General features: G+C 49.5%; 22 protein-coding genes and 2 tRNA genes. 17 read left to right on the forward strand and 7 right to left on the reverse strand.

The window, feature by feature from the left end; all coding sequences use genetic code 11:
- Positions 1 to 201 precede the first annotated feature (201 nt).
- The 12 genes from glgX (at position 202) to V3C10_06085 (ending at position 11,598) form a co-directional block, all read left to right on the forward strand.
- Positions 202 to 2,295, forward strand: a complete 2,094-nt coding sequence (gene glgX / locus V3C10_06030; GenBank protein WVP64580.1) for a glycogen debranching protein GlgX — start codon at positions 202 to 204, stop codon at positions 2,293 to 2,295.
- A gap of 114 nt (positions 2,296 to 2,409) precedes the next feature.
- Entirely contained in the window at positions 2,410 to 2,907 is a 498-nt protein-coding gene (locus tag V3C10_06035) for a hypothetical protein (GenBank protein WVP63377.1), read from the forward strand.
- 25 nt (positions 2,908 to 2,932) lie between these two features.
- Entirely contained in the window at positions 2,933 to 5,086 is a 2,154-nt protein-coding gene (gene secF, locus V3C10_06040) for a protein translocase subunit SecF (GenBank protein WVP63378.1), read from the forward strand.
- A gap of 316 nt (positions 5,087 to 5,402) precedes the next feature.
- Positions 5,403 to 6,116, forward strand: a complete 714-nt coding sequence (locus V3C10_06045) for a C40 family peptidase (protein ID WVP63379.1) — start codon at positions 5,403 to 5,405, stop codon at positions 6,114 to 6,116.
- 160 nt (positions 6,117 to 6,276) lie between these two features.
- Positions 6,277 to 6,564, forward strand: coding sequence for a hypothetical protein (locus V3C10_06050; protein WVP63380.1), 288 nt, complete (start codon positions 6,277 to 6,279; stop codon positions 6,562 to 6,564).
- A gap of 293 nt (positions 6,565 to 6,857) precedes the next feature.
- Positions 6,858 to 7,166, forward strand: coding sequence for a rhodanese-like domain-containing protein (locus V3C10_06055; GenBank protein WVP63381.1), 309 nt, complete (start codon positions 6,858 to 6,860; stop codon positions 7,164 to 7,166).
- Positions 7,167 to 7,301: 135 nt separating this feature from the next.
- Positions 7,302 to 8,468 (forward strand): class I SAM-dependent RNA methyltransferase, encoded by a 1,167-nt coding sequence (locus V3C10_06060; protein WVP63382.1) that lies wholly within the window; start codon positions 7,302 to 7,304, stop codon positions 8,466 to 8,468.
- Entirely contained in the window at positions 8,458 to 10,182 is a 1,725-nt protein-coding gene (locus tag V3C10_06065) for a lectin like domain-containing protein (protein WVP63383.1), read from the forward strand. Before V3C10_06060 ends, V3C10_06065 begins: the two co-directional genes overlap by 11 nt.
- Entirely contained in the window at positions 10,172 to 10,795 is a 624-nt protein-coding gene (rdgB, locus tag V3C10_06070; protein ID WVP63384.1) for an RdgB/HAM1 family non-canonical purine NTP pyrophosphatase, read from the forward strand. The genes V3C10_06065 and rdgB overlap by 11 nt, the downstream gene beginning before the upstream one ends.
- Complete coding sequence (locus V3C10_06075) at positions 10,773 to 11,273, forward strand: metallophosphoesterase (GenBank protein WVP63385.1); 501 nt, start codon at positions 10,773 to 10,775, stop codon at positions 11,271 to 11,273. Before rdgB ends, V3C10_06075 begins: the two co-directional genes overlap by 23 nt.
- A 156-nt stretch (positions 11,274 to 11,429) precedes the next feature.
- A tRNA-Pro gene (locus tag V3C10_06080) sits at positions 11,430 to 11,504 on the forward strand.
- A 23-nt stretch (positions 11,505 to 11,527) separates the two neighbouring features.
- Positions 11,528 to 11,598, forward strand: a tRNA-Gly gene (locus V3C10_06085).
- Positions 11,599 to 11,770: 172 nt separating this feature from the next.
- Here V3C10_06085 and V3C10_06090 read toward each other — a convergent pair.
- Positions 11,771 to 12,235 carry a TspO/MBR family protein gene (locus V3C10_06090; protein ID WVP63386.1) on the reverse strand — a complete coding sequence of 155 codons (465 nt, stop codon included), beginning with the start codon at positions 12,233 to 12,235 and terminating at the stop codon, positions 11,771 to 11,773.
- Positions 12,236 to 12,393: 158 nt separating this feature from the next.
- Here V3C10_06090 and V3C10_06095 point away from each other — a divergent pair, with 158 nt between their 5' ends.
- Positions 12,394 to 12,597 (forward strand): alpha/beta hydrolase, encoded by a 204-nt coding sequence (locus V3C10_06095; protein WVP63387.1) that lies wholly within the window; start codon positions 12,394 to 12,396, stop codon positions 12,595 to 12,597.
- Here V3C10_06095 and V3C10_06100 read toward each other — a convergent pair.
- Together V3C10_06100 and V3C10_06105 are read right to left on the reverse strand one after the other, a co-directional pair.
- Positions 12,561 to 14,618 carry an ATP-binding domain-containing protein gene (locus V3C10_06100; GenBank protein WVP63388.1) on the reverse strand — a complete coding sequence of 686 codons (2,058 nt, stop codon included), beginning with the start codon at positions 14,616 to 14,618 and terminating at the stop codon, positions 12,561 to 12,563. The two genes, V3C10_06095 and V3C10_06100, sit on opposite strands and share 37 nt — an antisense overlap.
- Positions 14,611 to 15,459, reverse strand: coding sequence for an AraC family transcriptional regulator (locus V3C10_06105; GenBank protein WVP63389.1), 849 nt, complete (start codon positions 15,457 to 15,459; stop codon positions 14,611 to 14,613). Before V3C10_06105 ends, V3C10_06100 begins: the two co-directional genes overlap by 8 nt.
- Positions 15,460 to 15,721: 262 nt before the next feature.
- Between V3C10_06105 and V3C10_06110 the strand changes: the two genes are divergently transcribed.
- The 3 genes from V3C10_06110 (at position 15,722) to V3C10_06120 (ending at position 20,678) form a co-directional block, all read left to right on the forward strand.
- Positions 15,722 to 17,254, forward strand: coding sequence for an amidase family protein (locus V3C10_06110; protein WVP63390.1), 1,533 nt, complete (start codon positions 15,722 to 15,724; stop codon positions 17,252 to 17,254).
- Positions 17,255 to 17,428: 174 nt separating this feature from the next.
- Entirely contained in the window at positions 17,429 to 19,123 is a 1,695-nt protein-coding gene (locus V3C10_06115) for a methyl-accepting chemotaxis protein (protein ID WVP63391.1), read from the forward strand.
- 151 nt (positions 19,124 to 19,274) lie between these two features.
- Positions 19,275 to 20,678 (forward strand): GntR family transcriptional regulator, encoded by a 1,404-nt coding sequence (locus tag V3C10_06120; protein ID WVP63392.1) that lies wholly within the window; start codon positions 19,275 to 19,277, stop codon positions 20,676 to 20,678.
- A gap of 135 nt (positions 20,679 to 20,813) precedes the next feature.
- Here V3C10_06120 and V3C10_06125 read toward each other — a convergent pair whose 3' ends face one another.
- From V3C10_06125 to V3C10_06140, 4 genes are read right to left on the reverse strand one after another with little or no spacing between them, the layout of a single operon-like run.
- Positions 20,814 to 21,719 (reverse strand): dihydrodipicolinate synthase family protein, encoded by a 906-nt coding sequence (locus tag V3C10_06125; protein WVP63393.1) that lies wholly within the window; start codon positions 21,717 to 21,719, stop codon positions 20,814 to 20,816.
- 39 nt (positions 21,720 to 21,758) lie between these two features.
- Positions 21,759 to 22,547 carry a sugar phosphate isomerase/epimerase family protein gene (locus V3C10_06130; protein WVP63394.1) on the reverse strand — a complete coding sequence of 263 codons (789 nt, stop codon included), beginning with the start codon at positions 22,545 to 22,547 and terminating at the stop codon, positions 21,759 to 21,761.
- A 45-nt stretch (positions 22,548 to 22,592) separates the two neighbouring features.
- Positions 22,593 to 23,600 (reverse strand): zinc-binding alcohol dehydrogenase, encoded by a 1,008-nt coding sequence (locus V3C10_06135; protein ID WVP63395.1) that lies wholly within the window; start codon positions 23,598 to 23,600, stop codon positions 22,593 to 22,595.
- A 37-nt stretch (positions 23,601 to 23,637) separates the two neighbouring features.
- Complete coding sequence (locus V3C10_06140) at positions 23,638 to 24,651, reverse strand: LacI family DNA-binding transcriptional regulator (protein ID WVP63396.1); 1,014 nt, start codon at positions 24,649 to 24,651, stop codon at positions 23,638 to 23,640.
- 501 nt (positions 24,652 to 25,152) lie between these two features.
- On the opposite strand from V3C10_06140, the gene V3C10_06145 reads away from it, so the two are divergent.
- The gene (locus V3C10_06145) at positions 25,153 to 25,641 is read left to right on the forward strand and encodes a TRAP transporter small permease (protein ID WVP63397.1); all 489 of its coding nucleotides are present in this window, start codon (positions 25,153 to 25,155) and stop codon (positions 25,639 to 25,641) included.
- Positions 25,642 to 25,676 lie beyond the last annotated feature (35 nt).

The following is a 25,676-nucleotide window of genomic DNA, read 5'->3' on the forward strand; positions in this document are numbered from 1 at the left end:
AGAAGGAGGTGCAGGTGTTTTTGGAAGGAAAATGGATCCGTCCGGAAACACCTGCCTCCGCGTGAGGCCATGTATGAACAAGAGGGAAAAACAAAACAGCTGAAAGAGGAAATTGTGATTGCGGGAGCAGTGGCAGGGCAGGAAATAGAAGAACCGGCGGACTGCCCGGGCATAATCGCGCCAGGCGGAGAATGTGAGCAGATGGAACCGTTAGACGAGGTGAGCGGCTTCAGGATACGTCCCGGGCTGTATGGGAGCAACGGGGCCACCGCACTTCCGGGAGCCGTCAATTTTACCGTTCATTCCCACGGAGCCTATTCCTGTGAACTGCTTTTATATCACAGGATGGAGAACAGCCCCTATGCCGTTATCCCGTTTCCTGAGAAATACAGGGTGGGGAATGTCTATTCCATGATTGTGTTCGGCCTGAAAATCACGGAATTTGAGTATGCCTACCGTCTTGACGGTCCCTGGGATCCGGCAAAGGGGCTGCTCTTTGACAGGACCAAACCGCTTTTAGATCCATATGCCAAGGCGATAACGGGACAGAGCGTCTGGGGCGTGAAGCGCGGTGACGAGGATCAGTACCACGCGCGAGTCGTGAGAAATAACTTTGACTGGAAGGATGTGTTCCGTCCGAAGCTTTCGATGTCAGATTCCATTATCTATGAGATGCATGTGAGAGGGTTTACGCACCATCCTTCGTCGGGAGTGGAAAATCCAGGGACATTTGCCGGACTGATGGAGAAAATTCCATATCTGAAGGAGCTGGGAGTGACGACGGTGGAACTGATGCCTATCTTTGAGTTCGATGAGACGCAGGACAGAAGAGTCGTGGGCGGAAGGACGCTCTGTGACTTCTGGGGATATAATACGGTGAGTTTTTTTGCGCCGAACACCAGTTATACGGCTGCGGATGAATATAACCGGGAGGGTGAGGAGCTGAAAACCCTGATCAAGGAACTGCATGAGAACGGCATGGAGATTATTTTGGACGTGGTTTTCAACCACACGGCCGAGGGCAACGAACACGGGCCGGTGATCTCTTTTAAAGGGTTTGACAACAATATCTATTACATGCTCACCCCGGAGGGCTACTACTATAATTTCAGCGGCTGCGGCAATACATTAAACTGCAACCATCCCATTGTACAGGAGATGATTGTGGAATGCCTGCGTTACTGGGTAACATCCTATCATGTGGACGGATTCCGGTTTGATCTGGCCAGTATCCTGGGCAGAAATGAGGATGGGACGCCGATGTCCAATCCGCCCCTTTTAAAAAGGCTGGCTTTTGATCCGCTGCTCGGCGATACGAAGCTGATTGCGGAGGCCTGGGATGCAGGAGGACTCTACCAGGTCGGAAGTTTCCCGGCATTCTGCCACTGGGCCGAGTGGAACGGGAAATACAGGGATGAGCTGAGGAGTTATTTAAAAGGAGAGTACTGGCTGGCGCCACAGGCGGTGAAGAGGATTACAGGTTCCCCCGATCTGTACCGCTCGGATAAGGAGTACCAGGGGTACAATTCTTCCGTCAATTTCATCACCTGCCACGACGGGTTCACCCTGTGCGATTTGTACTCTTACAACCAGAAGCACAACGAGGCCAACGGATGGAATAATACGGACGGAAGCGACGACAACAGGAGCTGGAACTGCGGGACCGAGGGGCCGACGGAGGATGAGACGGTCAACCGCCTGAGGATGAAGCTGATGAAGAATGCCTGTGCCGTCCTGATGTGCAGCAGGGGTACGCCGATGCTGCTGGCGGGAGATGAGTTTGGCTTTTCCAAGCAGGGCAATAACAATACATACTGTCAGGATAATGAGCTGTCCTGGCTGGACTGGGGATTGATTGAGAAAAACCGGGAACTGTTTTTATTCTTCAAACAAATGATACACTTTCGGAAAAAGCACCGCTCCATACGGTGCGAACTGGGGGCGGCCAAATGCGGTTTCCCCTCTGTTGGCACGTATACATCCGATTCATGGGATGCATCGGTCACCAACGACACAAAGGCCGTAGGCATCCTGTTTGCAGGGTATGACGAAGAGCAGGAGGCCGACGATATCGTCTTCCTGGCCGTAAATCCCTACTGGGAGGAGCAGGCCATAAGACTTCCCAAACTGCCGGCCCATTATGCCTGGAGCGTCGAGGCGGATACATCGGACGATAGCGTCTCCCATGACACCTCTCATACCGCGGCGGGAAATGAGCCGCGCCGGATTGGAGCGCGTTCTGTCCTGGTTCTGTCCGCCTCTGAGCGCAGGTTGGATCAGACGGTATCTCTGTAAACAAAACGATAAGAAAAGAATAAGACAGCCGCGCGGAATTGACATGTTCCGTGCCCTGTGCTATATTTCGCATATCAAAATTATGTTTAATAGGGCAGACAGGGGGCGAAGCGAATGAAGGGGAAATCTTGTACCGGGATTCTATCACTTCTTTATCCGTTCATCCTCTGTCTGCTCTTTTTATCCTTCGGGCCGGGCGTCTCTCACTCCTTCCCTGTTTTAAGCTTCACGCATTTTGCCTGTGGAGCGGCAGGGGGAGACGGCGCCGGGCCTGAATGCATCTCCGGGACAGGCTGGCGTTCGTCCGACGACGGGTATGCATTCATACCGGCAGCAGGCCCCGTCTCATGGAACCAGAAGAACGGCCAGAAAACGGGCCTGTACTCATATGATGAGGAGGAACTGGAGGAGGACAGCCGGTGGCCGTTCGGGGGCGGTGACGGCGCCCCGCTTTTTCCGGCGCCTTTTTCCCATCCCTTTACCGGACTCGGGGGAAATTCTTATTATTATCTTTGCGCCGCGCTCCTGCAAATGGGCAGCGCTCTTTGTATTGTCTGCATTCTCCATAAAACGGACGGAAAGAAACGGATTGCTCCTGTAGTGAAACTGTAAATTAATACAACACAGGAGGAATAACGTGAAAAATAAAAAAAATCATATCTGGATAGTGGGTGTCATCATCGCTGTCTTTGTTTATGCTGCGGTTTTTGGCTGCGGAAATGATATTAAAGGAATCGGGCAGATGCGTTTCGGCATCGATATCCGGGGCGGAGTGGAGGCCGTGTTTGAACCGGCCGGGGATTACCGGCCCTCGGAAAGTGAACTGGAATCCGCCAGGGATGTAATTGAAGGAAGACTGGACGCTAAAAACATATTGGACCGTGAGGTGACGGTGGACAGAAAAGCCGGCCACGTCATTGTCCGTTTCCCATGGAAATCGGATGAAAAGAACTTTAACCCGGAAGAGGCGATAGCAGAGCTTGGAGAGACGGCCAGGCTGACGTTCCGGGATGAGGAGGGCAATATCCTGGTGGAGGGCAAAGACGTGAACAGCAGCGAGGCCGTCCGTGATCCGAATACCGGGGAGAGCGTTGTGAGCCTTTCCTTTGACCGGGCGGGAGCCGAGGCATTTGCCGAGGCCACGAAAAAAATGACCGGAAAACGGATAGGGATTTATATGGACGAGACCCTGATTTCCGCCCCGGTTGTAAAGCAGGCCATTACCGGGGGAACGGCCATGATTAACGGCATGGATTCCCCGGAGGAGGCCAAGGCCCTGTCCGAGAAGATACGCGCCGGAGCGCTGCCGTTTTCGATGGAGACGACCAATTATAATACGATCAGCCCTACGCTGGGAAACCAGGCGCTGAAATCCATGGCCACGGCCGGAGCGCTTTCCATGGTTCTCATCTGCCTGTTTATGATGATTTATTACAGGCTGCCCGGAGTTGTAAGCTGTCTGACCCTGCTCTTTCAGATGTCGCTTCAGGTGCTTGCAATATCGATTCCCCAGTATACCATCACGCTGCCCGGCATAGCAGGCCTGATCCTGTCGGCCGGAATGGCGGTGGACGCCAACATTATCATCAGCGAGCGCATCAGTGAAGAACTGAGAAATGGAATGACGGTCAAACAGGCGGTGAGAAGAGGATACAAAAATGCATTTTCCTCTGTTCTGGATGGAAATATCACGACGGCAGCCGTGGCGGCAATCCTGATGTTTTTCGGTTCGGGAACCATGCTGAGCTTTGGCTACACGCTGCTTACCGGCGTTCTCATCAACCTGTTTGCAGGCGTATGGATGTCCAGGACGATCCTCAATTCCCTGATCGAGTATCCGTTCTTCGGCCGGATTACAATGTTCCGGAAGAAAAAGGAGAAAAAGGTTCTGGGATTTTCAAAAAAGAGAAAATGGATTCTCCTGTTTACCTGTTGTGTACTCCTCTCGGGAACCACCATCAGCGCGGTAAACGGAATGGAGCTGGACACACAGTTTACGGGAGGCGTGATCCTCAAATATACATACGACCAGGAGGCAGATACGGAGGCCGTGCGGTCGGGAGTGGAGCAGGAACTGGGCCGCCCGGCCAGTGTGCAGACTTCGGAGGATCCGCTTACGGGAGAGAAAAAGCTGGTGCTGACGCTGGCGGGCAATAAGGGAATCTCGCCGGAGGAACAGGGACGCGTGACGGCCCTGCTGAACAGTCAGGGAGGAGACTTTGCCCTGTCCGAGACATTTGCCGTAGAACCTTATATCGGGGCAAAAGCGCTGAAAAATTCGGTGACGGCGGTGGTGCTGTCCGCTCTTTTCATTATTATTTATATCAGGCTGCGCTTCTCGTCTCTCTCCGGCCTGGCGGCGGGAGTGTCCGCCGTATTGGCGCTGATCCATGATATCCTGATCGTTGTCTTCATTTTCGGCATATTCCGGATTCCGGTCAACGACGCCTTTGTAGCGGTGACGCTGACGATTATCGGCTATTCCATCAACGACACGATCGTGCTTTATGACAGGATAAGAGAGAATATGAAGGAGACGGGCAAAAAGACCAGCCTGTCGGAACTGGTGGACCGGAGTATCACGGAAACACTGGGGCGTTCCATCAACACGGCGCTCACGGTTGTAATGAGCATTTTTATCGTGTATATTTTCTCTGTCGTTTACAGAATTGAATCAATCCAGGTATTTTCACTGCCTCTTTTGGCCGGACTAATCAGCGGCTGCTACTCATCCGTCTGCATTGCGGGTCCGCTGTGGGCGTACTGGGAGGAGAGGAAAAAGGCGAAATAGTAACAGTTCAGACAGCATGAACTGTTACGGCATTTGGCTAATGAAATCGCTGCGCGATGAGCCGAATGCTTGCTGCCACTACCTTTTTGTACAGTCAGCGCAGTAAATGCGCAGACCTATCTGAACTGTTATGTGAAATTATAAAATAAGTATAAAACATCCGAAACGAACTTGACAAAGATGAGAAAAGAAAATATAATAACAACGTAACATGATTTAACAATTGTGTAACATTTAGCAAGGAAACCTTAATAAATAGCAAGGTTTTCGTGAGAATTTAACTGAATATAGCAAATAACAATCAAGGGGTTTTTGGATGAATTTAAATAAGAGTATCAAATTTATTGGAATGATGTGTATCTGCGGAATGTTTACGGTAGCCGGACCGCAGGTGGCATTTGCCGGACCGGCCGACGGCCTGGATGGAGATATGGTGGCAAAGATTGAAGCAGCCAATGCCTCCGTCTATGCTGAGGAGAATGAGAGTTCGGCAGTCGTTGCCACGGCACAGAAGGGCGGAATTTTCGAGGTGGTTGAGAATGGTTCCGACGGCTGGGTCAGGGTTGCGGCAGGAGATAAAGAAGGATACTTAAAGACAGACGTTATTACGCTTGAAGATGCCGCTGATGCGGCGGAAGCAGCAGCGCAGGCACAGACGGCACAGACCAACACCAGACAGCAGGTTGTGGATTATGCGCTTCAGTTTGTAGGCGGCCGTTACAGATATGGCGGCAGTGATCCGCGTACTGGAGTTGACTGTTCGGGATTTACAAGATACGTGATGCAGAACGGAGCTGGAGTCAGCTTAAACCGTTCCTCAGGTTCCCAGGCCACACAGGGAAGAGCGATCAGTGCGGCGGAGATGCAGCCGGGAGATCTGATTTTTTACAGTAACGGAAAAAGAATCAACCATGTGGCGCTTTACATAGGAAACGGACAGATTGTACATGCGTCCACAGAACGTACCGGAATCAAAACTTCAAACTGGAATTACCGTACACCTGTCAAAATTGTCAGCGTACTTGGTTAAGGGATGATATAGAAGGGGCACAGATGCAGCATTAAAACTGCACTCTGTGCCTTTCGTCTTTCAATTTTCCAAAAAATTGTAAATTACCTTCATGAATATTTTGAAACAGTGAAAGCCATACTAACGGTGTAACAAAAAAATAGCCTTGGAGGTAATGAATATGTCAAGCAAAAACAGCTACAACGATATGGACAACAACAGCAGCAGAAACAGTTCTCAGAACAACAGCCAGAACAGTTCTCAGAACAACAGCCAGAACAGCTCCCAGAACAACAGCCAGAACAGCTCCCAGAACAACAGCCAGAACAGTTCTCAGAACAACAGCCAGAACAAATCTCAGAACAGCTCTAGAAACAGCAGCCAGAACAGTTCTAACAACAGCAGCAGAAACAGCAGCCAGAATTACAGCCAGAACAATTCCAGCAACTGTGACAGAAATAACTACTAAGTAAGTTGAACTGGCAGTTTTGAGCCGGAAGAGAGTATTCCTCTGCAGGGATTTAAGTCCCGGGAGAGGAATACTCTTTTTTTCATATCATAGGAAAATACTCCAATGATATGAGAAAGCCCTCCGGGCAGGATGCGCACTCGCGCGAGGATGCACATGCCGCGCAGAGGTAAATGGTTGCAGAAGCAACCGGCGGCAGCGCAAGAGTTCCGCAAGCGGAACTCTTTGTACTTACGCAGGAACAAGTCTGTCCGGCAGGAATATAATATAGTAAAAGGGACAGGAGGTCTATTATGTATGAGACAATTCCGGTTCAGCATCTGGACAGATGGCTGGAACAGGGATACGAGGGCAGGATTATAGATTTGAGAAGTCCATCCTCTTACTGTCAGTCCCACTTATGCGGTGCAGAAAATTATCCGTTTGACGAACTGATGGAGCAGCCGGAACTGCTGGACAACAGCCGGCCGCTGCTGTTTTACTGTGCGAGAGGAAGCGAAAGCCTGTTAGCCTGCAATTTATTTTACAGAAAAGGGTATCAGGTTGTAAATGTTGCAAATGGGCTTAGATTTTACAGGGGAAAGTACCTCACAGACCAGTAAAAGGGTTATTGACAGGAGCGATCTGGTAAACTAAAATAGTAATATTAATGGTAACTATGAAGGTACTGAAACGTTGCTGTTAATGGAGATGGATAAAAAATAAAATACGGATATGGAAAGAGAAGAGGACACATTTTGGTGCGATATGAACTGATAGCCCCCTGCCACTTTGGCCTGGAGGCTGTTTTGAAAAAGGAAATAATTGATTTGGGATATGAGATCACGGAGGTTGAGAATGGACGCGTCAGTTTTGAAGGCGATGCGGAGGCAATCTGCCGGGCTAATATTTTCTTAAGAACAGCCGAGAGGGTCTTATTAAAAGTGGGCGGCTTTCAAGCCCTTACCTTTGATGAACTGTTTGAGAGAACCAGGGAGATTCCCTGGGAGAATTATCTGCCCAGGGATGCGAAATGCTGGGTGAAAAAAGCATCCTCCATCAACAGTAAACTTTTCAGCCCTTCGGATATTCAGAGAATCATGAAGAAAGCCGTTGTCCGCCGCATGCAGGCTGAATACGATCTGGAGCAGATGCCGGAGACGGGAAGTGAATATCCACTGAGGGTTTTCTTTTATAAAGACCAGGTTACGGTAGCCATTGACACAAGCGGAGATTCCCTTCACAAGAGGGGATACCGGCAGCTCACGAGCAGGGCTCCGATCACGGAAACCCTGGCTGCCGCCCTCATCATGCTGACTCCATGGAAGAAAGACAGGATCCTGGTAGACCCGTTCTGCGGCAGCGGGACCTTTCTAATTGAAGCCGCGATGATTGCGGCGGGGATTGCGCCGGGACTGAACCGTTCATTCCTCTCCGAGGACTGGAAGAACCTGATTCCGAGAAAATGCTGGTATGACGCCATCGACGAGGCATCCGAAATGGTGGACGATACGGTAGAAGTGGATATTCAGGGATACGATATAGACGGAGAAGTGATTAAGGCCGCCAGGGAGAATGCGAAACGGGCCGGCGTCGATCACCTGATCCATTTCCAGCAGAGGCCGATCGCCGAACTGAGCCATCCGAAAAAGTACGGCTTTATCATTTCCAACCCTCCTTACGGCGAGAGGCTGGAGGAGAAGAAAGATCTCCCCGCGCTGTACCGTCAGATTGGGGAGAGGTACAAGGCCCTCGATTCCTGGTCCATGTATCTGATTACCGCTTATGAGGACGCGGAGAGGGATATCGGCAGGAAGGCGGATAAAAACAGGAAGATTTACAACGGTATGATGAAGACGTATTATTACCAGTTTATGGGACCAAGGCCACCGAAAAGAAAAACAGGAGATACAGTTGAGGCGTAAACGATTATATATCGTTCTGCTGGTTCTGCTGCTCTTTTGCATTGCGGCGAAGAACCAGGCTTTTTTTACCCGGGAACAGGTTAAAAGGGGAGAGAAGCCGGGAAGCTGGAACAGCGGATGGTATTCCATTATATCGAAGGAAGTAAATGATAAAACCATTAAACTGAAGATTGACGGCCGTGCGGTGAAGCGAAAAGGCCCATCCGTAATTATGACGGAAGAGGGAAACTTTATGGTTCCAGTGAGTATTCTGCAGGACTGCCTCTCCTGTTCGGCCAGGCTGTACGACAATTCCAGGCTGGTTATGGAGAAGAACACAATCCGCGCGGAGATGGTGGAGGGTACGCCCGAGATGGTTTTAAACGGTGTCACCGTAGCCTTGGAAGCCGGTATTGAAAATAGGGACGGTATTCTGTATGTTCCGCTGGGAGCGGTGGAAAAAGCGCTTTCCTACAAAAAAGAGTGGGATGTGAATGAAAACATCCTGGAACTCTCCTTTGAGGGGAAGGATGAAAGAAGTCTTCCCTATGCCTATGATTACCGAGAAACCGGGCGGGCGCCCAGGGTCAAAAACCAGGGCAGCTTCGGCACATGCTGGGCCTTTGCCTCCGTCATGGCGCTGGAGAGCAGGCTCCTTCCGGAAGCGGATTTGAGTTTTTCAGAGGATCACATGTCCATCAGGAACAGTTTCCATATGAAGCAGAATGACGGCGGTGAGTATACGATGTCCATGGCCTATCTGCTGGCATGGCAGGGACCGGTATATGAGGAAGACGATGAATACGGCGATGAATATTCGCCTCCGGGGCTAAAGCCAGTGTGCCATGTACAGGACATACAGATTATACCGAGCAAGGACTACGAGGCCATCAAGCGGGCCGTTTATCTCTACGGCGGAGTTCAGAGTTCCCTGTACACCTCCATGGTGACGGGCCAGAGTGACTCGCGTTTTTATAACAAGGAGCAGGGGGCATACTGCTATATAGGAACGGCAAAGCCGAACCACGACATTGTAATCATCGGATGGGACGATAATTATTCCAAAGAAAATTTCAATCTGGATCTGGAGGGTGACGGTGCCTTTATCTGTGCCAACAGCTGGGGCGGTGAATTCGGGGACGAGGGATATTTTTACGTATCCTATTACGACACCAATATTGGAATTCACAATATCCTGTATTCCAGAGTGGATGGCACGGATAATTACGATAATATTTACCAGACGGATCTCTGCGGCTGGGTAGGCCAGCTGGGCTACGGCAAGGAGAACGCCTATTTTGCCAATATCTATACGGCCGAAGAGGAAGAAGAGCTGTCCGCGGTCGGCTTTTATGCCACGGGGCAGGATACATCCTATGAAGTATATACGGTTACTGACGTGGAGGGCAGCGCACAGTTTGGCAGGCGGATGCTGGCAGCGTCGGGAACACTTAAAAACGCCGGATTTTATACCGTAGATTTAGACAGGCCGGTGGAACTTGCGGCCGGAAAGAAATTTGCTGTCATCGTCAGTATCAGCACGCCGGGTTCTGTTCATCCGGTGGCAATCGAATACAATTCACCCGACAAAAACCTCCGCGTCGATTTAAGCGACGGCGAGGGGTACATCAGCTTTAAGGGAACGTCCTGGGAGCGGGTGGAAGAAGAACAGAAATGCAATGTGTGCCTGAAAGCATACACGAGAAAAAAAGAGGTTATGGAGAATGAAGAATAAAATTATATTTGCGACAGGCAACGAGGGGAAAATGAAGGAAATCCGTCTGATCCTCAAGGATCTGGGCAGAGAGATCCTCTCGATGGAGGAAGCCGGATTTAAGGGGAATATTGTGGAGAGCGGAACCACCTTTGCCGAAAATGCAGAAATCAAAGCCCGCGCAGTCTGGGAGCAGACGGGCGGCACGGTTCTTGCAGACGATTCCGGCCTGGTCATCGATTACCTGGGCGGGGAGCCGGGCGTGTATTCGGCGAGATATCTGGAGACGGAGCCGTATTCGGTTAAAAACCGGGTTCTGATCCAGAGGCTGGAAGGCGCGGAGGGAGAGAAGAGAGCGGCCCGTTTCGTGTGTAATATTGCCGCGGTTCTTCCCGACGGCCGTGTCCTTCACACCCAGGCTACAATGGAAGGGCTTATAGCCAGGGAACCGGCCGGAGAAGGGGGATTCGGCTACGATCCGATTCTCTATCTCCCGGAGTATGGAAAAACATCCGCCGAGCTTGCGATTGATGAGAAGAATAAAATCAGCCATCGCGGCAAGGCTTTGGAAATGATGAAAGAGGCGCTTAAAGCTGCCTTGGAGGGGAACGATGAAGATATTAATCGTAAGTGATACACATCGCAGGGATGGTAATCTGCAGACTGTAATTGAAAAAACAGCGCCCTTTGACATGCTGATTCATCTGGGGGATGCGGAGGGCAGCGAGGACCGGATTGAAACCTGGTGCCGCGAACAGAACGAAAATTGCCAGGTCTATATGATACTGGGAAATAACGATTTCTTTTCCAACCTGGACAGAGAGAAAGAGATTACAATAGGAGAATACCGGGTATTTCTGACCCATGGGCACTTCTACAGTGTTTCGGTGGGAACGGAGCGTCTGGCGGATGAGGCGAGGGACCGCAAGGTTCAGATTGCCATGTTCGGCCATACCCACAAGCCATACCTGGACATCCGGGAGGATTTGACGATCCTGAATCCCGGCAGTCTCTCTTTCCCGCGCCAGGACGGAAGAAAGCCGAGCTATATGCTGATGGAGCTGGATCGGGAAGGAAAAGCCCACTATACAATCAATTACCTGGAGAACTGACACCGGAGGCTATCCCGATGGGGACGGCAGAAAATTGTATTAATTATATAAAAAATATCTTTTTGAAAGACACAATTTATTATATAAAATGGTTGACAACCGGGACGGCATAGTATATAATAACTCATGCATTGCAGATGTTCTGCCGTGCATATACGGGGTGTGGCTCAGCTTGGCTAGAGCGCCTGGTTTGGGACCAGGAGGTCGCAGGTTCGAATCCTGTCACCCCGATTGGAATGTGAGATATTTATTACGCGGGTGTAGTTCAATGGTAGAACACTAGCCTTCCAAGCTAGATACGTGGGTTCGATTCCCATCACCCGCTTTTTTGCTGCCCTGATTTATCAGGGCTTTTTTAATACCCGGTTGCGTTTTGTGTTACATTTATACTGCGTCTCATGCGGCATAAGTTTGGAAAAGTAAGGAGCCGTTGTTCCGGTAGAAATGATTCTACTGTTACAACGGCTCCTTACTTTTCCGAGTTTCACCCGCTCTTACTAATTTAAGAGGTAGATCATCAGATTGAGATAGGCGGCAAACAGGCACCATATCAAATACGGAATCTGAAGAAACGCCGCAGCAGGGCTGATTTGCAGGAACTGCCTGATCATAAGCGCGATGATAAGAATCATAACGGCCAGCCACAAAAATGCAGCCAGATAAAGCGACCATCCAAAGAAAATAATGCTCCAGAAAAAATTAAAAAAAAGTTGGAGCCGATATAACTTAAGCGCCTTCTCTTTTTTCGGACTGTGGGATTCATGGATAATAAACGACGAAATACCCATTAAGACATACAGGATCGTCCACACAATAGGAAATAGAAAAGATGGAGGGCTGAGGGGAGGCTTGTTGAGCGAAGAATACCCGGAAGCATTTCCGCTCAGCAGCGAGGACAGTGAGCCGACCGCCAGCGGTGTCAGAATAGAAATAATCAGAGCGCTTTTATTCTTTATTTTCATAGCCTTCATTCCACGATATTTTTAATAAAGATATGTAAAATTGTTCGTAATTATGAGACGGAGCCCTTATTCTCCGGCCTCTTTCTCAAATTTTCCAAAATACCGGTAAATTCCATATCACTGCATTACGAAGAATCCGGCGCCGGGAAGCCCATTTTATGTCTGCATGGGCCGCAGGACGGCCGGATAACTGTGTGGGCTATAAAGACTGTAAAGCGCTTTTTGCTCATCTGCCCCAAACCGTGTTTCTCTGTCTTGACCATGCGGGACACAATCTCCAGCTCGATCGTAAGGATGCATTCAATGAATTTTTCCTGGAATGGTTTTATAAGGGCAGGAACCGGGATGGCTCATTGCAGTAAAAAAGCGTCAGTTTGTGCATGGCCCTCGTGCAGGCAATGTAGAGCAGGCTGCGGTCATAATCAGACTGATAAGTCAGGCTGTCTGCATGGGGGATGAGCACCTCGTCAAATTCCAGGCCCTTTGCCATACGGACGGAGGCAATTGAAATCCCGCCTGCAAAATGCGTGCTTTCCGGCCGAATCAGGTTCACCCCGCATTCGTCCGAGAGCTGGGCATAGAGCTTTTCTGCCTCCCGTTCCGTTTTCGTAATAATACCGAGTGAAGAATTTTCTCCCGCCCTGAAGTCCCGGACGGCCTTTTTTAATTTCAGGATTTCATCCTGCTCATTTTTACATGTTATCAGTGCCGGCTCCTCTCCGTGGCGCACCATCGCTTCCAGTGCGCCGATCGCTCCGATGCGCTTTGCGAGAGCCATAATCTCATAGGTGGAACGGTAACTTTTATTCAGTTCCACATATTCGGCGCCGTCGTAAATGCGGCGCAGATCCGCCAGGGTGTGGGTATGGTAAGGGTTCAGATACTGCCCGAAGTCGCCCAGAATGGTTTTTTGACAGGGGAACATCCTGTTTATTACGGCATACTGGATAGGAGTGTAGTCCTGCATTTCATCGATCACCAGATGCTTTGTGATTTTGCTCTCCTTGATTCCTTCAAATGCGGCGTGGAGGTAGAGAAAAGGAAAAACATCCATCCATTCCAGCTTATTCCTGGCCGGCATGACATACATCTGCGGCCGTTCCAGCCATTTGTAAAAATCCCTGTAAAGCGCCGGAGTGTTTTTAAAACGCAGCATTGCGGTGAGGCTTTTCAGAATCGATCTGGCCTTCGGGAGATCTTCCTGCCAGATGTTTTCATTTTGAAGGCGGTTGTAAATATCGTCTGCGGTCATGGACAGCCTCCGCTTGACAGGGTATTTACCGTAGGCCAGAAAACGTTCCCGTATCCATTTGCGGTCTACGGTAAACCGGCCGAATGCATAGTCTGTGGGGATAAAAATCCGGTCCGGCATTTTTTGTATGTATTCCTCCAGCAGACAGGCGAAATCCGGTGAGGATTTAAACCGGATGCGTTCGATCCATTTCTCATCCTCCACTTCCAGAGGATCCGGCTCGGGTTCGAAGCCGATGACGTTTTCCAGTCCGATTTCCGCAATATCGGAGAAACTCAGCTCATAGATTGGTTCTTCGCCCAGTTCCGGGATGACGTTTGAGATATAATCCCCAAAGACCCTGTTGGGGGAGAGAATGGTCACATTGCGGGCGGCCAGCCTGTCCTTCTGACGGTAGAGCAGGAAAGCGATCCGGTGGAGTGCGATGGATGTTTTGCCGGAGCCGGCCACTCCCTGGATAATCATCGTCCCGGCCTGTTCACTCCGGATAATCCGGTTCTGTTCTTTCTGAATCGTTGCTATGATAGATTTCATTTTTTCGTCGGAGGTATGGGAAAGTTCCTTCTGCAGGATGTCGTCCTGCACATGGGCGGCGCTTTCGAGGGCGTATTCCATTATTCCGTTTTTAATTTTAAATTGCCGTTTCCGCTTCAGCTCCCCGTCGATTCTTCCCATCGGGGCGTCATAACCGGCCGGTCCGGCTTCGTAATCGTAGAACATGCTGGAAACGGGAGCGCGCCAGTCAAAAATAAGAGGTTCCTTTCCCTGGCTGAAGGTAAAACGTCCAATGTAAAATTTCTCCGGTTCTTTGCCGTTATTACTTTGAAAGTCAATTCTGGCAAAGTAGGGAGAATCTTTCAGGCGGGCAATCCTGTCGCGGAGTACGACGGCAAAAGCGCCCGTTTGATCCGTCTGCCTGAGAAGCAGCTCATTCTGGAACATTTCGTGAGGGTCGATTTCACCCCTGTAGTCCGCCATATAGCGTTTGGAGTCCCTGTATTCCCGATCAATCCGTTCCACATCGGCCTGCGCCTCTTTCAGCGCCTGTTCCAGCCTGCGGTTGATTTCTTCAAGGTGCGCGGCTTCGTCGGGAAATGGCATGCCGCCTGTTTTGGGCTGTCCGTTATTCATGGCCTTCCTCCTTTAAAACAAAGCGCTGGGTGGGATACCCAAACTCGATCAACAGTTCCGCTTCGGCAAACCCAAGTCCTTTAATTTCCTTTCGCTGGCCCGTATCCGCCCGGTCGCCCTCCCGGTAGGTGGTGATACTGATTTCCCTCCCCTTCAACAGTTCCCCCATTACCTTTTTGAGAAATGCTTTCGGGATGCCCTTTTTCCGGTAAAGCGGATGGCTGCCCATAAAATCAATGCTCCCGGTGTCATATGAAAAAATCATAATCCCGATGGCGTATCCGCCGTCTTTCAAAATCAGCGCCTGCCTGGTTCTTATTTTTTCTTTCAGCACGCAGACATATTCCTCCTCATTCAGGCAGGGGAATCCGTCTACGACGAGGCGGACCAGTTCCATCCAGCAGGGGATGTCCTCCTCGACGGCGAACTCGATCTCCCACTCCTCCGGTTCTTTTAAATCCAACATGCCAAAACTCCCTTCCAAACGGTATTTTAACTGCAGCGGGTAAAATTTTTCATTTTCCCGGTACCTGCCCGGCGATATTTTATACATGGCAGTGAACACATTTGTAAACGCCTGCTGGCTTTCATATCCTGCGAGCAGCGCGATATCCAGAATGGATTTGCCGGAGAAGACAAGCAGCTTTGCGGCCTCGGTGAGCTGCCTCCTCTGAAGGTATTCATGCGGCGTCAGGCCGACCGCTCCGGTAAACATGCGGTGCAGATGATATTTGGAATAGTGGACGGCGTCCGCCATACGGTTTAAATCCAGTTTCTCCGTCAGATGAGCTTCGATATATTCAATCACGGAGACAATATTTTCAATATTTTCGTTTCGCATATCCGAAACCTCCTTCCGGTCTATTATTATACCCGACGACTGCGTCGGACTTTTAATCATTCTTGCTCTCTGGGTGCCGCAGAAACTGCCGGTATGTGTGGGAAATTAACAACCGTAAGGAAAAGCGGGAGAGTATTATGCAATTATGCAACAGGTAAGAAAAAACCGCAAGAGTTAGAACAATGGGTATAAATGGACGCTTTGGGCAGAATAAAAGTAAATGGAAATGAGGCAGCTATAAATCAGGAAATTGGAGGAAACAATGAAAAAAAGAGTGAAAATAATAGTGGGCATATCAGCGGCGGTAATTCTGGCGGCGGCAGGAACGGCGCTGTATATTAAAAGGTCGGCCCCGCCGGGAGAGGAGTGGATCGCATATGACAATGAAACGGTGATTCTGTCGATTGACCGTCAGCTTGCAGGCCTGGATATCGGGAAAATTGTGGAGGAGAAGGAAGGTTACATCGTAGAGAAGGGAGTCAAGGAGATACAGAAAGCGGTGGAAGAGGGGCTTTTAACCTATGAGGAGATTACCGCGGTCTGCCTCTACAGAATCAAAACCATCGATCAAAAGGAAAAGGGATACAATTCTGTGATATGTGTCAATCCCCGGGCGATCGACGAAGCAAGGAAAAAAGATATGGAGCGGGGAAAGAATCAGGAACATCAAAATGGAATATATGGCATTCCGATCATGCTGAAAGACAATATCAATGCCTCTGGTATGCCCTGCAGCGCCGGAACCGTTGCGTTTTCCGGTTATTATCCTCCCTCGGACGCCGGATTAGTAAAGGCGCTGAAGGAGGAGGGAGCGGTTATTCTGGGTAAAAACAATCTCTCCGAACTGTCCTATTATGTATCAGGGATCATGCCTGCCGGGTACAGCGCAGTCAAAGGCCAGACCATTAATCCGTACGGGCCTTTAAAACTGTCGGCTTACGGTTCCAGCAGCGGCAGCGCGGTGGCGGTGACGGCCAATTTAGCCCCCGTTTGTATTGGTACCGAGACAGACGGTTCCATTATTGCTCCTTCTGCGGCCAATTCAGTTACGGGGTTTAAACCGACCCGCGGCAGCATTCCGGGGGACGGTATATTTCCGCTTATCAAAGAAATAGACACGGCGGGGCCGATTGCAAAGACCGTGGAGGATGCAGCTGTTGTTTACCGGATGATATCAGGTGCGGAGCTGCCCGAAAGTTTCCCGGCGGATGCCCTGAAAGGAAAGACGGTTGGCCTTTTAGGCTATGAATACAGCGATGGTGAAATGATGTCCCTTTTGCGGCAGAAGCTTGAAGAAACAGGAGCCAGGGTGATTGATGCAGATTTGGATACCAGGGGGATTATCACATTCAACAGTATTTCCCTTTCCTTTAAAAAAGAGTTTGAAGACTATACAGCCGCCGGCCGTTATCCAATCAGAAAATTAAATGAACTACTGGAATATAACCGGGAAGATCCGGAGCGGAGAATGCGGTATGGGCAGGATTTACTGGAGGAGGCGGAAAAGACGGACAGACCGGATACGGATGGGATTAAAGAGTCGGTACGGAGAGCGGATGATGCCCTGTCTGCTGTTTTTGATGAATATCATCTCGATGCGCTGGTATTTCTGAACAGTTCCGGTTCTACGGCTCCGGCTTTGGCCGGATACCCGGAGCTGACGGTACCGTTTGGAAAAGACAGGAAAGGAATGCCCCAGGGGGCGACTTTCACCGCCCGGAAGGGGGAGGACAGAAAATTACTGGGCATGGGTTACAGTTTTGAGCATCATGTACAGGGAAGGTTGATTCCGTAATGTTATTCATCTGTTGTTTATGCCCCCGATTCATGCTATAATCTTTTAAAAGAAACTTTGTCCATATATGAATCAACCGGGCGGTGAAAAACAGAACGGTAATGTCCGGTTTTTATGAGAAAAAGTTTGAAGGAGAGTTTAAAAGATATAAATACAAAAGCGGAGGCAGGGGGAATGAAAAATTTAAAGGTGGGGAAAAAGTTATTTATCTCATATGCGATAATCCTGATCGTGCTGATAGCGGGATGTACCATGAGCATCGTCGATTTGGTTAAACTGGGAGGGCAGATAGAAACTTTTTACAACGGACCTTTTACGGTCAATGACAGCGCAGGCATTGTTAATGCCAATTTTGAAAGAATGCAGAAGGCAGTTTACCGTTCAATTACGAACACGGATCCCGAAATTATAGAAGAAGCGGCGGCAAATGCCGGAGAGGCCGCTCTGATTATAGAGGAGCAGATGGTGATAATTGAGAAGCATTTTCTGGGCGACAAACAGATTATTGCCCGCCTGAACGCTGCGCTTAAGAAGCTTGCGCCGATGCGCAATACGGTGCTTTCCCTGGCTGCGGAGAACCGTAATTCAGAAGCGGCTGATTATATGGAGAAAAATAATATCCCCACAATTAAGGAAGCCCAGGCAGAGCTGGATAAGCTGACAGAAAGCGGAAAAAACAAGGGGGAAAGCCTTGTTGCAGGACTTCAGGACAGACAGACCAAGGCGGTCACTACGATGATGATACTGGGAAGTGTGGGAGTGATCGTCAGCGCCTTATTCGGCGCATATATCACACGGAGTATTGCACAGCCGGTGAAGGAACTGGAAGAAGCGGCGCGAAGCATGTCCCGGGGAGAATTTGCGGAAATAAAGATTGAATACCGTGCTGAGGATGAACTGGGACAGCTCGCCGACGATATGAGGATTATGGCGGCCGTCTTGCTGGATATCATCCGGGATGAGACGTATCTGCTTGGAGAAATGGCGAAGGGAAACTTTAATGTGCAAAGCAAGGAAGAGCTGTATGCTGGTGACTTACATCAGTTCTTTCTATCGCTGTGTACGATTAACGACGGACTGAGCAATACTCTTTTTAAAATCAACCGCGCTTCGCAGGAGGTTGCGTCCGGTTCGGAACAGGTGGCCGAGGCTGCACAGACCCTGGCTCAGGGAGCTACAGAGCAGGCGTCTTCCGTAGAGGAACTCTCCGATACGAATAAGAGCATATCGGAGCAGGTAGACAGAAACGCAAGGAACGTGCAGGATGCCAGCGAACATTCCAGGATCCTTCAGTCGAATGCACAGGAAAGCAGAGCCTGCATGCAGGAGATGCTGGGTGCAATGACCGAGATCAGCGAAAGTTCCTGCGAAATCAGAAAGATTATAAAAACAATCCAGGATATCGCGTTCCAGACCAACCTTCTTGCCCTGAATGCGGCGGTGGAAGCGGCTCACGCGGGAGAGCAGGGGAAGGGCTTTGCCGTGGTGGCGAACGAGGTGCGCGATCTGGCCGGGAAATCCGCCGCCGCATCGAAGAGTACGGCTGCCCTGATAGAAAGCTCTCTTCTGATAGTTGAAAAGGGAGCGAAGCTTGCAAACAAAACGGCTGAATCGCTGGAAGAAGTGGTATCAGGGGTACGCCAGGTGGTGGAGTCGCTCAGTTACATTGCCGACGCATCGGAAAAACAGTCCGATTCAATCCGTCAGATCACGGAGAACGTCAATTTGATTTCCGGAGTGGTTCAGACAAATTCCGCAACGGCGGAAGAGAGCGCCGCGGCCAGCGAGGAATTATCTTCCCAGGCGCAGCTTTTAAACGATTTGGTTGCACGGTTTAAGCTAAAAGAAACAGCGGGGGACAGTATTTAGAGATTTTGCCAATAATAGAGGTTTTGCTGAAAAGCGTCGCCGGAAAAAACCGGCGGCGCTTTTTCCGGGATATTATGATATAATCAAAGTAATCGTAACACAACCGATTAGAGTTTCACATATTTATGACAGACTAAAAGGGGATGACATTTTGACGGACAGCGACAAACTGATTTACAATCTGGTTTATGATTACTATGAGGCAAGAATATTAATGGGAGTGTGCCTTTATGGGGAAACACTTCCTTCCATACCCAAAATTGGGGAAACTTTCCGTATGGCTCCCCGGACCGTTCGGGCCGCGCTTACACGCCTGGAAGAAAACGGATATATAGAGGTTACGGCCAGAAAGCTGTCCAGGGTGATATACCAGGCGGATATGGAGCAATTCAGGGAAAATGCCGCCCGGTATTTTGTACCGAGAAGAGCGGGAATCATTGATTTCTGCGGGGCGGGGTTATTGCTGGTTGAACCGGTCTGGGTGTATGCCCAGGGCAGTTTAGATAAAGACACATGGGAGCAGTTGAAAAAAAAGCTGTCGGAGGCATGGATGACGGATTTATCCGTTTCTATCCGCCTTCATCTCTTTGCCTTTGATGAACTGCAGAACAAGCTGTTCCTGAATTTTTATTGGGAACTGCTCCGTTATATCCGTTTTCCCTACCTGTCCAGAAGGGAAATACATTTGGAAAGGGACAGAGACCTTTTGAGTGACGGAAAAGAGAATGAGTCTGAGTTTATGAGGGTAGCGTTTGAGGACGATTTCAACGCCAGTATGACAAAACTTCTGACATTCTGTGCCAGGGCGGAAGAAGAGTATGGTCTGAATGAAAAGGAAATAATTCCCTTTCGCTGGAACGTGTACTGGCAGCGGCCGCAGTTATGCTACACCCTGGTTTCACGCATTATCGTTAAGATTATGAATGGAACCTATCCAATCGGAAGTTCCCTGCCTCCCCTCTCCCAAATGGCGGAACAGTTAAGCGTTTCTTACCGGACGCTGCGCCGGACGTTCAACATCCTGGGCAGTCTTGGAATTATCAGTTCCCATCGGGGAAAGGTAGCGGAAGTCTGTTTCGAGATCGGCGCTATTGATTTTGGACGGGCAGAAGTAAAGGAGGGACTGCGTCTCTACCGGGACAGCCTGCAGTTTATGGCCTTGACAGTGCGTCCGGTTTTGCTTTATACTCTGCAGAATGCGGAGAAAGAACAGTGTGATTCACTGGCAGCCGGATTTGAAGATGTCTCCAGACAGGATGCATGCTACCAGTGCTTTAAACTGGTAAGTGACTTTATCGTCACCAACTGCTCTTTGGCTACCGTGAGGGAGTGTTACCGTGTTTTAGCTGAATTTATTGTATGGGGATATCCGTTTGTTTTAAAACGTGCAGAGAGGCCAATCCTGCAGGAAGAGTATTTGAAGGTAATCGGTAAGGCGGGAAACTTCCTTAAAAATGGAGAATTGGAAGGTTTTGCCGATACCTGGAAAGGTCTGCTGGAGCAGGATCTGCTGAAAGCAGGTCAGATGTTGGACGAACATCGATGCGGTAGATAAGAATAAAAAGTGATAAGAGAAAGGAAAGGGAAATGCAAATTGGTGCATTTCCATCCCTTCACCTATCACTTTTTTCTTTGGCAGAGCTTGGTACACGGGGCGTTCAGGTTATTGTTACTTAATCCAGACATGATATTATAGAATTACTTCCCTGTAGCGGTTTGTTTTAAGCTCCAGAGCCATCATTTCCACTTCACCGTCCGACAGTGATTCCATCGGTGCCCTCATACGGGCGGAGCGGATGATACCTTCCCTGCACAGAAGAGATTTATATGCAGAAATATTATTTTTCCGGCAGAGAATATGGTTCAGCACATTAGTTCTGCGCTGGATTTTGGCCGACAGCTTATTGTCTCCGGAGCTGATGGCATTCCAAAGCGCGGCGTAATGCTCCCTCAATATCATCGCGTTTCCGGATACCGTGCCGTCCCCGCCGACTGCACATACGGCGTGGTACAGATGATCCGGGCCGACCAGCACGGAGAATTCTCCCCGGTTGATTGTCATGAACTCCTGGATCCGCGTCATGTCCGGAAAACTGTATTTAATTCCAACTACATTTTTACAGGCTGCGGCAATCCGTTCTGCGGTGGAGAGATTAATATCATTTACCGCATTCTGAGGAATCGCGTAAAGATAGACCGGGAAATCCTCCGGTACGCTTCCGGCTACGGCGGTATAGTAATCGACGAGACCGTCGTCGGACAGCTTGAAATAGGAGGGGGTGACAACGCCGATTCCGTCGGCTCCGGCCTTTACCGCATGCCTGGCAAGTTCAATGGTATCTTTCAGGGTCATGGCTCCGGCCTGGGCAAATACCGGGATACGCCCTGCCGTTTTTTTAATAACGGTTTCGAGAACCAGCATGCGTTCATCGGGAGTAAGGAGCAGCATCTCCCCGGTGGTCCCGCAGGGATAGAGACATTGAAGGCCTCCCTCGATCACATACTCCGTCAGATTGTTCAGTGATTCCACATCAATCCGGTCTTCCCCGGTAAAGGGAGTGATAATGGGAACCACGGTGCCGTATAATTTTTTCATATTCACTCTTCTCTCTTTCATTAACAGGACAGTCCCGCGTTAACAGTACCGTCTGCAGTATTCTTTCAACAGAGCCAGGCCCTCGCACGCTTCCCTGAAAAAATCTGTATAGGCGGTGGCCTCTATCGAGAGAATTCCGCCATAACCGGCTTTTGACAGCGCCCTGAAGTAGGGGGCGTAGTCAAATCCGTCCGTTATTTTCGGGAAGAAACGCTTCTCGCCTTCGGGATAATCAATGTGGGCATGTAGAACAGAGTCCCGGTATTTTACGATCTCATCCATATCCTCCCCCAGTTTATGCATATGCCGCAGATCACACATGGTTTTGCAGTTTGGAAGGTTGAGAACCGAAACAAATTGTACGGCTTCCGCAAGATAGTTGATATAATTACTGTTGGCCGGACCGAGGGGTTCAATGACCAGGGTGATGCCGTAAGGTTTCAGGATACCGCAGATATCGGAAATGAGGCCGAGGATCCGTTCCTTTGCAGCATTGCGGTCGGTGCATCCGTCGGGGATGCTTCTGCATTTACCGGCGCCGAAAGGAATCATGGAAGCACCAAGCTGTGACACTCGCTCAGTTCCCTTCCTGATATGTTCAAGCCAGTATGCCCTGTCAAAACTTTCACTGTGAAAACGTTCCGTCAGAGGAATCAGACCGGAAAAGACAGAGTAATCCAGAGAAGATTCTTTGCTCTGTTGTAATACCTGCCGGAAATCTTCTTCGGAAAGCGCGGCTATTTCACAGAAGTCAAGTTCGGCGGCGTCAAATCCCGCCCTCTCAATGAGGGGGATATGCCGGATGAAACCGAAACATCCAAATTTCATGACAAAAACTCCCTTCTACTTTAAAACATGCGGATTACAGAAATATCAGCGAGATTCCAGCCAGTCGATTATCATTCCGAGCGCATCCATATCATTGCGGATTAGCTCTGCATATGCTTTACCGGCGTCTTTTTGTGAAACAGTTTTACTGATGAGAGGCTCAACCGCAACCACCCCTTTATCAACAAAGCGGAGGAAACAGGCGGCATCATCGGCAAATGTCCAGTAATTCGGGTAGGAATGGTACCGGGGGATGGAGTCTACCGCGTGGGCCCCGATAATGGTGAGTGATTTTTTCTGTACGTCCTTATAGAAATTAAAGTCGGCCGTACCTCTGGGACATCCGAGAATACAGATCCTGGCATAGTCCGCCGCCATCCGGCAGGCATCCGTCATGGCTCCCGGGACACCTGTGTTGTCGAAGACAACGGCAGGCCCCTTTCCATCCGTGATTGTCAGGAGACGCTCCTGCCAGCCGTCTGTGCCGTTATTGACGGTAAAATCAGCATGGCATTTTCCTGCGATATCGAGACGTGTTTCATTTCTGTCCACGGCAATGCAGGGAAGGGCCCCATTCAGGTGGGCAAGTTGAAGCGCAAAAATACCGACAATGCCGATTCCGAGGGAGACAATACTCTCGCCCAGCTCGATCCGGCATTTGCGCACACCCTGCAGGGATGTCTGGCCAAGACTTGTGAAAGCGGCATGCCGGAAACTGACCGAATCGGGAATGTGGACTACATTGTAATCTGCCACGTTACCGATTTCCCTGTGGCCTACATTGACCGCATAGGCAGCCACCCGGTCACCGCAGGAGAATCCTGTCACACCGGGGCCTGTCTTCTCGACATAGCCGGAGCAGCAGTAGCCGGGAATATAGGGATATTCCGGGAGCGCATTGGGCTGCCCCAGAACCCAGGCGCGCTCGGTTCCTGCGCTCACCAGGCTGGCCGCCATCCTGATCTGAATTTCATGGGGACCCGGCTCGGGGACATCCACCTGAACCATGCGTGGATCTCCGGCAGAGAGGGCAATAATACCATTGCATTTCATTTGGTGATGCACCTTCTTTCTGTAAGAAATGATCGGTTTATTTCTTTTTAGACGGCTTTACTTTGCCGCAGCTTTCACGGATTATCAGTTTATAGTTAAGGAGTTCCTGCTGCTCGGCCAGAGGTTCCCCCTTCATCAGCTTCAGAAGTTTTTTAAAAGAAGTCTTTCCCATCAGGAGTTTCGGCTGGCTGATAGTAGTCAGAGCTGGTTCAAAGATGGAGGAGATTTCGATATCGTCAAAACCGGCTACCGAGCAGTCGCCGGGAACGTTTAAACCAGCGTTCTTCAGGGCCTTCAGTGCGCCGATGGCCATGACGTCGCCCGCCGCGAACACGGCGGTGACAGGGTTGGACAGCTCCAGAAGAGAGCTCATCATTTCATATCCGCTTGCAATTGTGGATTCGCCATATTTCACAAGCTCCAGATCGATGGGGATATTGTGGTTGGCCAGGGCTGAAATGTAACCGTTAAAACGATCGCGGTACAGCAGCGCCGTGGGATGGCTCGTCAGATGGGCGATTCTGGTGTGGCCGAGTTTGATGAGATATTCAACCATGGTTCTGGCGGCGCCGATATTGTCAATGGTGACATTGGGAATATTGGAATTGTCCAGATACTGGCAGGCGACCACCACTGGTGAGGAGGTTGCAACCTGCTCCATCAGGCTCTTTGCCACATTGGCAGATAAAGAGATGACGCCGTCCACCTGCCTCTGCTGCAGGGCATGTAGATAGTGGCTTTCAATATCAGGCTTGTTATGCATGTCCACAATCAGGACCTGGTATCCGTATTTTTCCGCTTCCGATTCAATTCCAAGCAGGATTTCATGGAAAAAGGTATTGCCGATATCGGGGACAATCACGATAACCGTATTTGTTTCCTGCTGCCTTAACTGTCTGGCAAGTGCATTCGGCTGATAATTTAACTCTTTTATTGCGCTTAAAACAATCTCTCTTGTTTTGGGTGTTACAATCTCTTCATTGCGGATAACTCTTGAAACAGTGGCGATAGATACGCCTGCTTTTTTTGCAACATCTTTTACGGTTGCCAAAAGGATTCCCCCTCGCTCTATATGATAAAACCCGGTAAAACATTGGTTTTGCAATAATGAAAACGTTATCATAGAATTTCGCTCCATGTTTAAAGGATAGCAGTATTTCCAGTGGATGTCAATCTCATTTGAGGATAAATATTCTAAAAACGAAAAGGAAGCCGTATGACAAGCGGCAGTGTAAAAAGAATATTGTGTAAAATAGATAAAAAACAAAGCTAAAATACTGTAAAAATGCACATAAAATGAAACTTGACTTATCATATTGACCATGATAATATGAAAATATAGTTATGAAAACGTATACATTTTAGACGGAATTTAGATTATAAATAGCATAACTGCAGGATGATAAGTGGGATAATGCCGGGGACAGAGAGTAGATTCCCCGAAAAAAATGGTAAAAAATGTAAACGTATACATTTTGAAAAAATGTGGTTACCGGGATTCGGGAGTGAAGAGAAAAGACGGGGATGCCGTCAGATAAGGAGGTGTTTTCAGATGAAGAAATTCTATAAAGCGGTGGATAAAGGAATTGCCGCCGTGGAAGATACTGGCTGTGTGATTTCTTTTGCGGCGATTGTCTGCATTGTGGTTGCCCACGTGTTCTTCCGCTATGTGCTCAGGTCGGGCATTCTCTGGAGCGATGAGGTGGTGCAGATCCTGATGGTGTCAATGGTCATGTTCGGCACGGCGAGGGCTGTGCGGGTGGATGGGCACACGGAACTTCAAAGTTTTGTGGACCGCCTGCCGCCGGTTGGCAGGACGGTTGTACGTACACTGGTAACTCTGGTGAGTCTTGGGTTTCTCATCATGTTTTTCATAAGTTCCTTTGAATTTACCGCTACAACAGGGACGCTTAAGACGGTAATGCTGAGGATTCCGCGTAAATACTGCTATATGTTTCTTCCGCTCGGAGCGGGACTTTCCATCTATGAATTTATCAAAACAGCCGGACACAGAATTTTTCATGAGCCGAAGGAATATTAAGGCTCGAGTCTTTGCCGGCGGTACCAGGGAGGGGT

The sequence above is a fragment of the [Clostridium] symbiosum genome (assembly GCA_036419695.1).
GTDB lineage: Bacteria > Bacillota > Clostridia > Lachnospirales > Lachnospiraceae > Otoolea > Otoolea symbiosa_A.

Bases quoted from the DNA above. Each gene is read 5' to 3' on its own strand.
- glgX (WVP64580.1), top strand. From the start codon at position 202: ATGGAACCGTTAGACGAGGTGAGCGGCTTCAGGATACGTCCCGGGCTG.
- V3C10_06035 (WVP63377.1), top strand. From the start codon at position 2,410: ATGAAGGGGAAATCTTGTACCGGGATTCTATCACTTCTTTATCCGTTC.
- V3C10_06045 (WVP63379.1), top strand. From the start codon at position 5,403: ATGAATTTAAATAAGAGTATCAAATTTATTGGAATGATGTGTATCTGC.
- V3C10_06050 (WVP63380.1), top strand. From the start codon at position 6,277: ATGTCAAGCAAAAACAGCTACAACGATATGGACAACAACAGCAGCAGA.
- V3C10_06055 (WVP63381.1), top strand. From the start codon at position 6,858: ATGTATGAGACAATTCCGGTTCAGCATCTGGACAGATGGCTGGAACAG.
- rdgB (WVP63384.1), top strand. From the start codon at position 10,172: ATGAAGAATAAAATTATATTTGCGACAGGCAACGAGGGGAAAATGAAG.
- V3C10_06075 (WVP63385.1), top strand. From the start codon at position 10,773: ATGAAGATATTAATCGTAAGTGATACACATCGCAGGGATGGTAATCTG.
- V3C10_06090 (WVP63386.1), bottom strand. From the start codon at position 12,235: ATGAAAATAAAGAATAAAAGCGCTCTGATTATTTCTATTCTGACACCG.
- V3C10_06095 (WVP63387.1), top strand. From the start codon at position 12,394: ATGTCTGCATGGGCCGCAGGACGGCCGGATAACTGTGTGGGCTATAAA.
- V3C10_06100 (WVP63388.1), bottom strand. From the start codon at position 14,618: ATGAATAACGGACAGCCCAAAACAGGCGGCATGCCATTTCCCGACGAA.
- V3C10_06105 (WVP63389.1), bottom strand. From the start codon at position 15,459: ATGCGAAACGAAAATATTGAAAATATTGTCTCCGTGATTGAATATATC.
- V3C10_06110 (WVP63390.1), top strand. From the start codon at position 15,722: ATGAAAAAAAGAGTGAAAATAATAGTGGGCATATCAGCGGCGGTAATT.
- V3C10_06115 (WVP63391.1), top strand. From the start codon at position 17,429: ATGAAAAATTTAAAGGTGGGGAAAAAGTTATTTATCTCATATGCGATA.
- V3C10_06125 (WVP63393.1), bottom strand. From the start codon at position 21,719: ATGAAAAAATTATACGGCACCGTGGTTCCCATTATCACTCCCTTTACC.
- V3C10_06130 (WVP63394.1), bottom strand. From the start codon at position 22,547: ATGAAATTTGGATGTTTCGGTTTCATCCGGCATATCCCCCTCATTGAG.
- V3C10_06135 (WVP63395.1), bottom strand. From the start codon at position 23,600: ATGAAATGCAATGGTATTATTGCCCTCTCTGCCGGAGATCCACGCATG.
- V3C10_06145 (WVP63397.1), top strand. From the start codon at position 25,153: ATGAAGAAATTCTATAAAGCGGTGGATAAAGGAATTGCCGCCGTGGAA.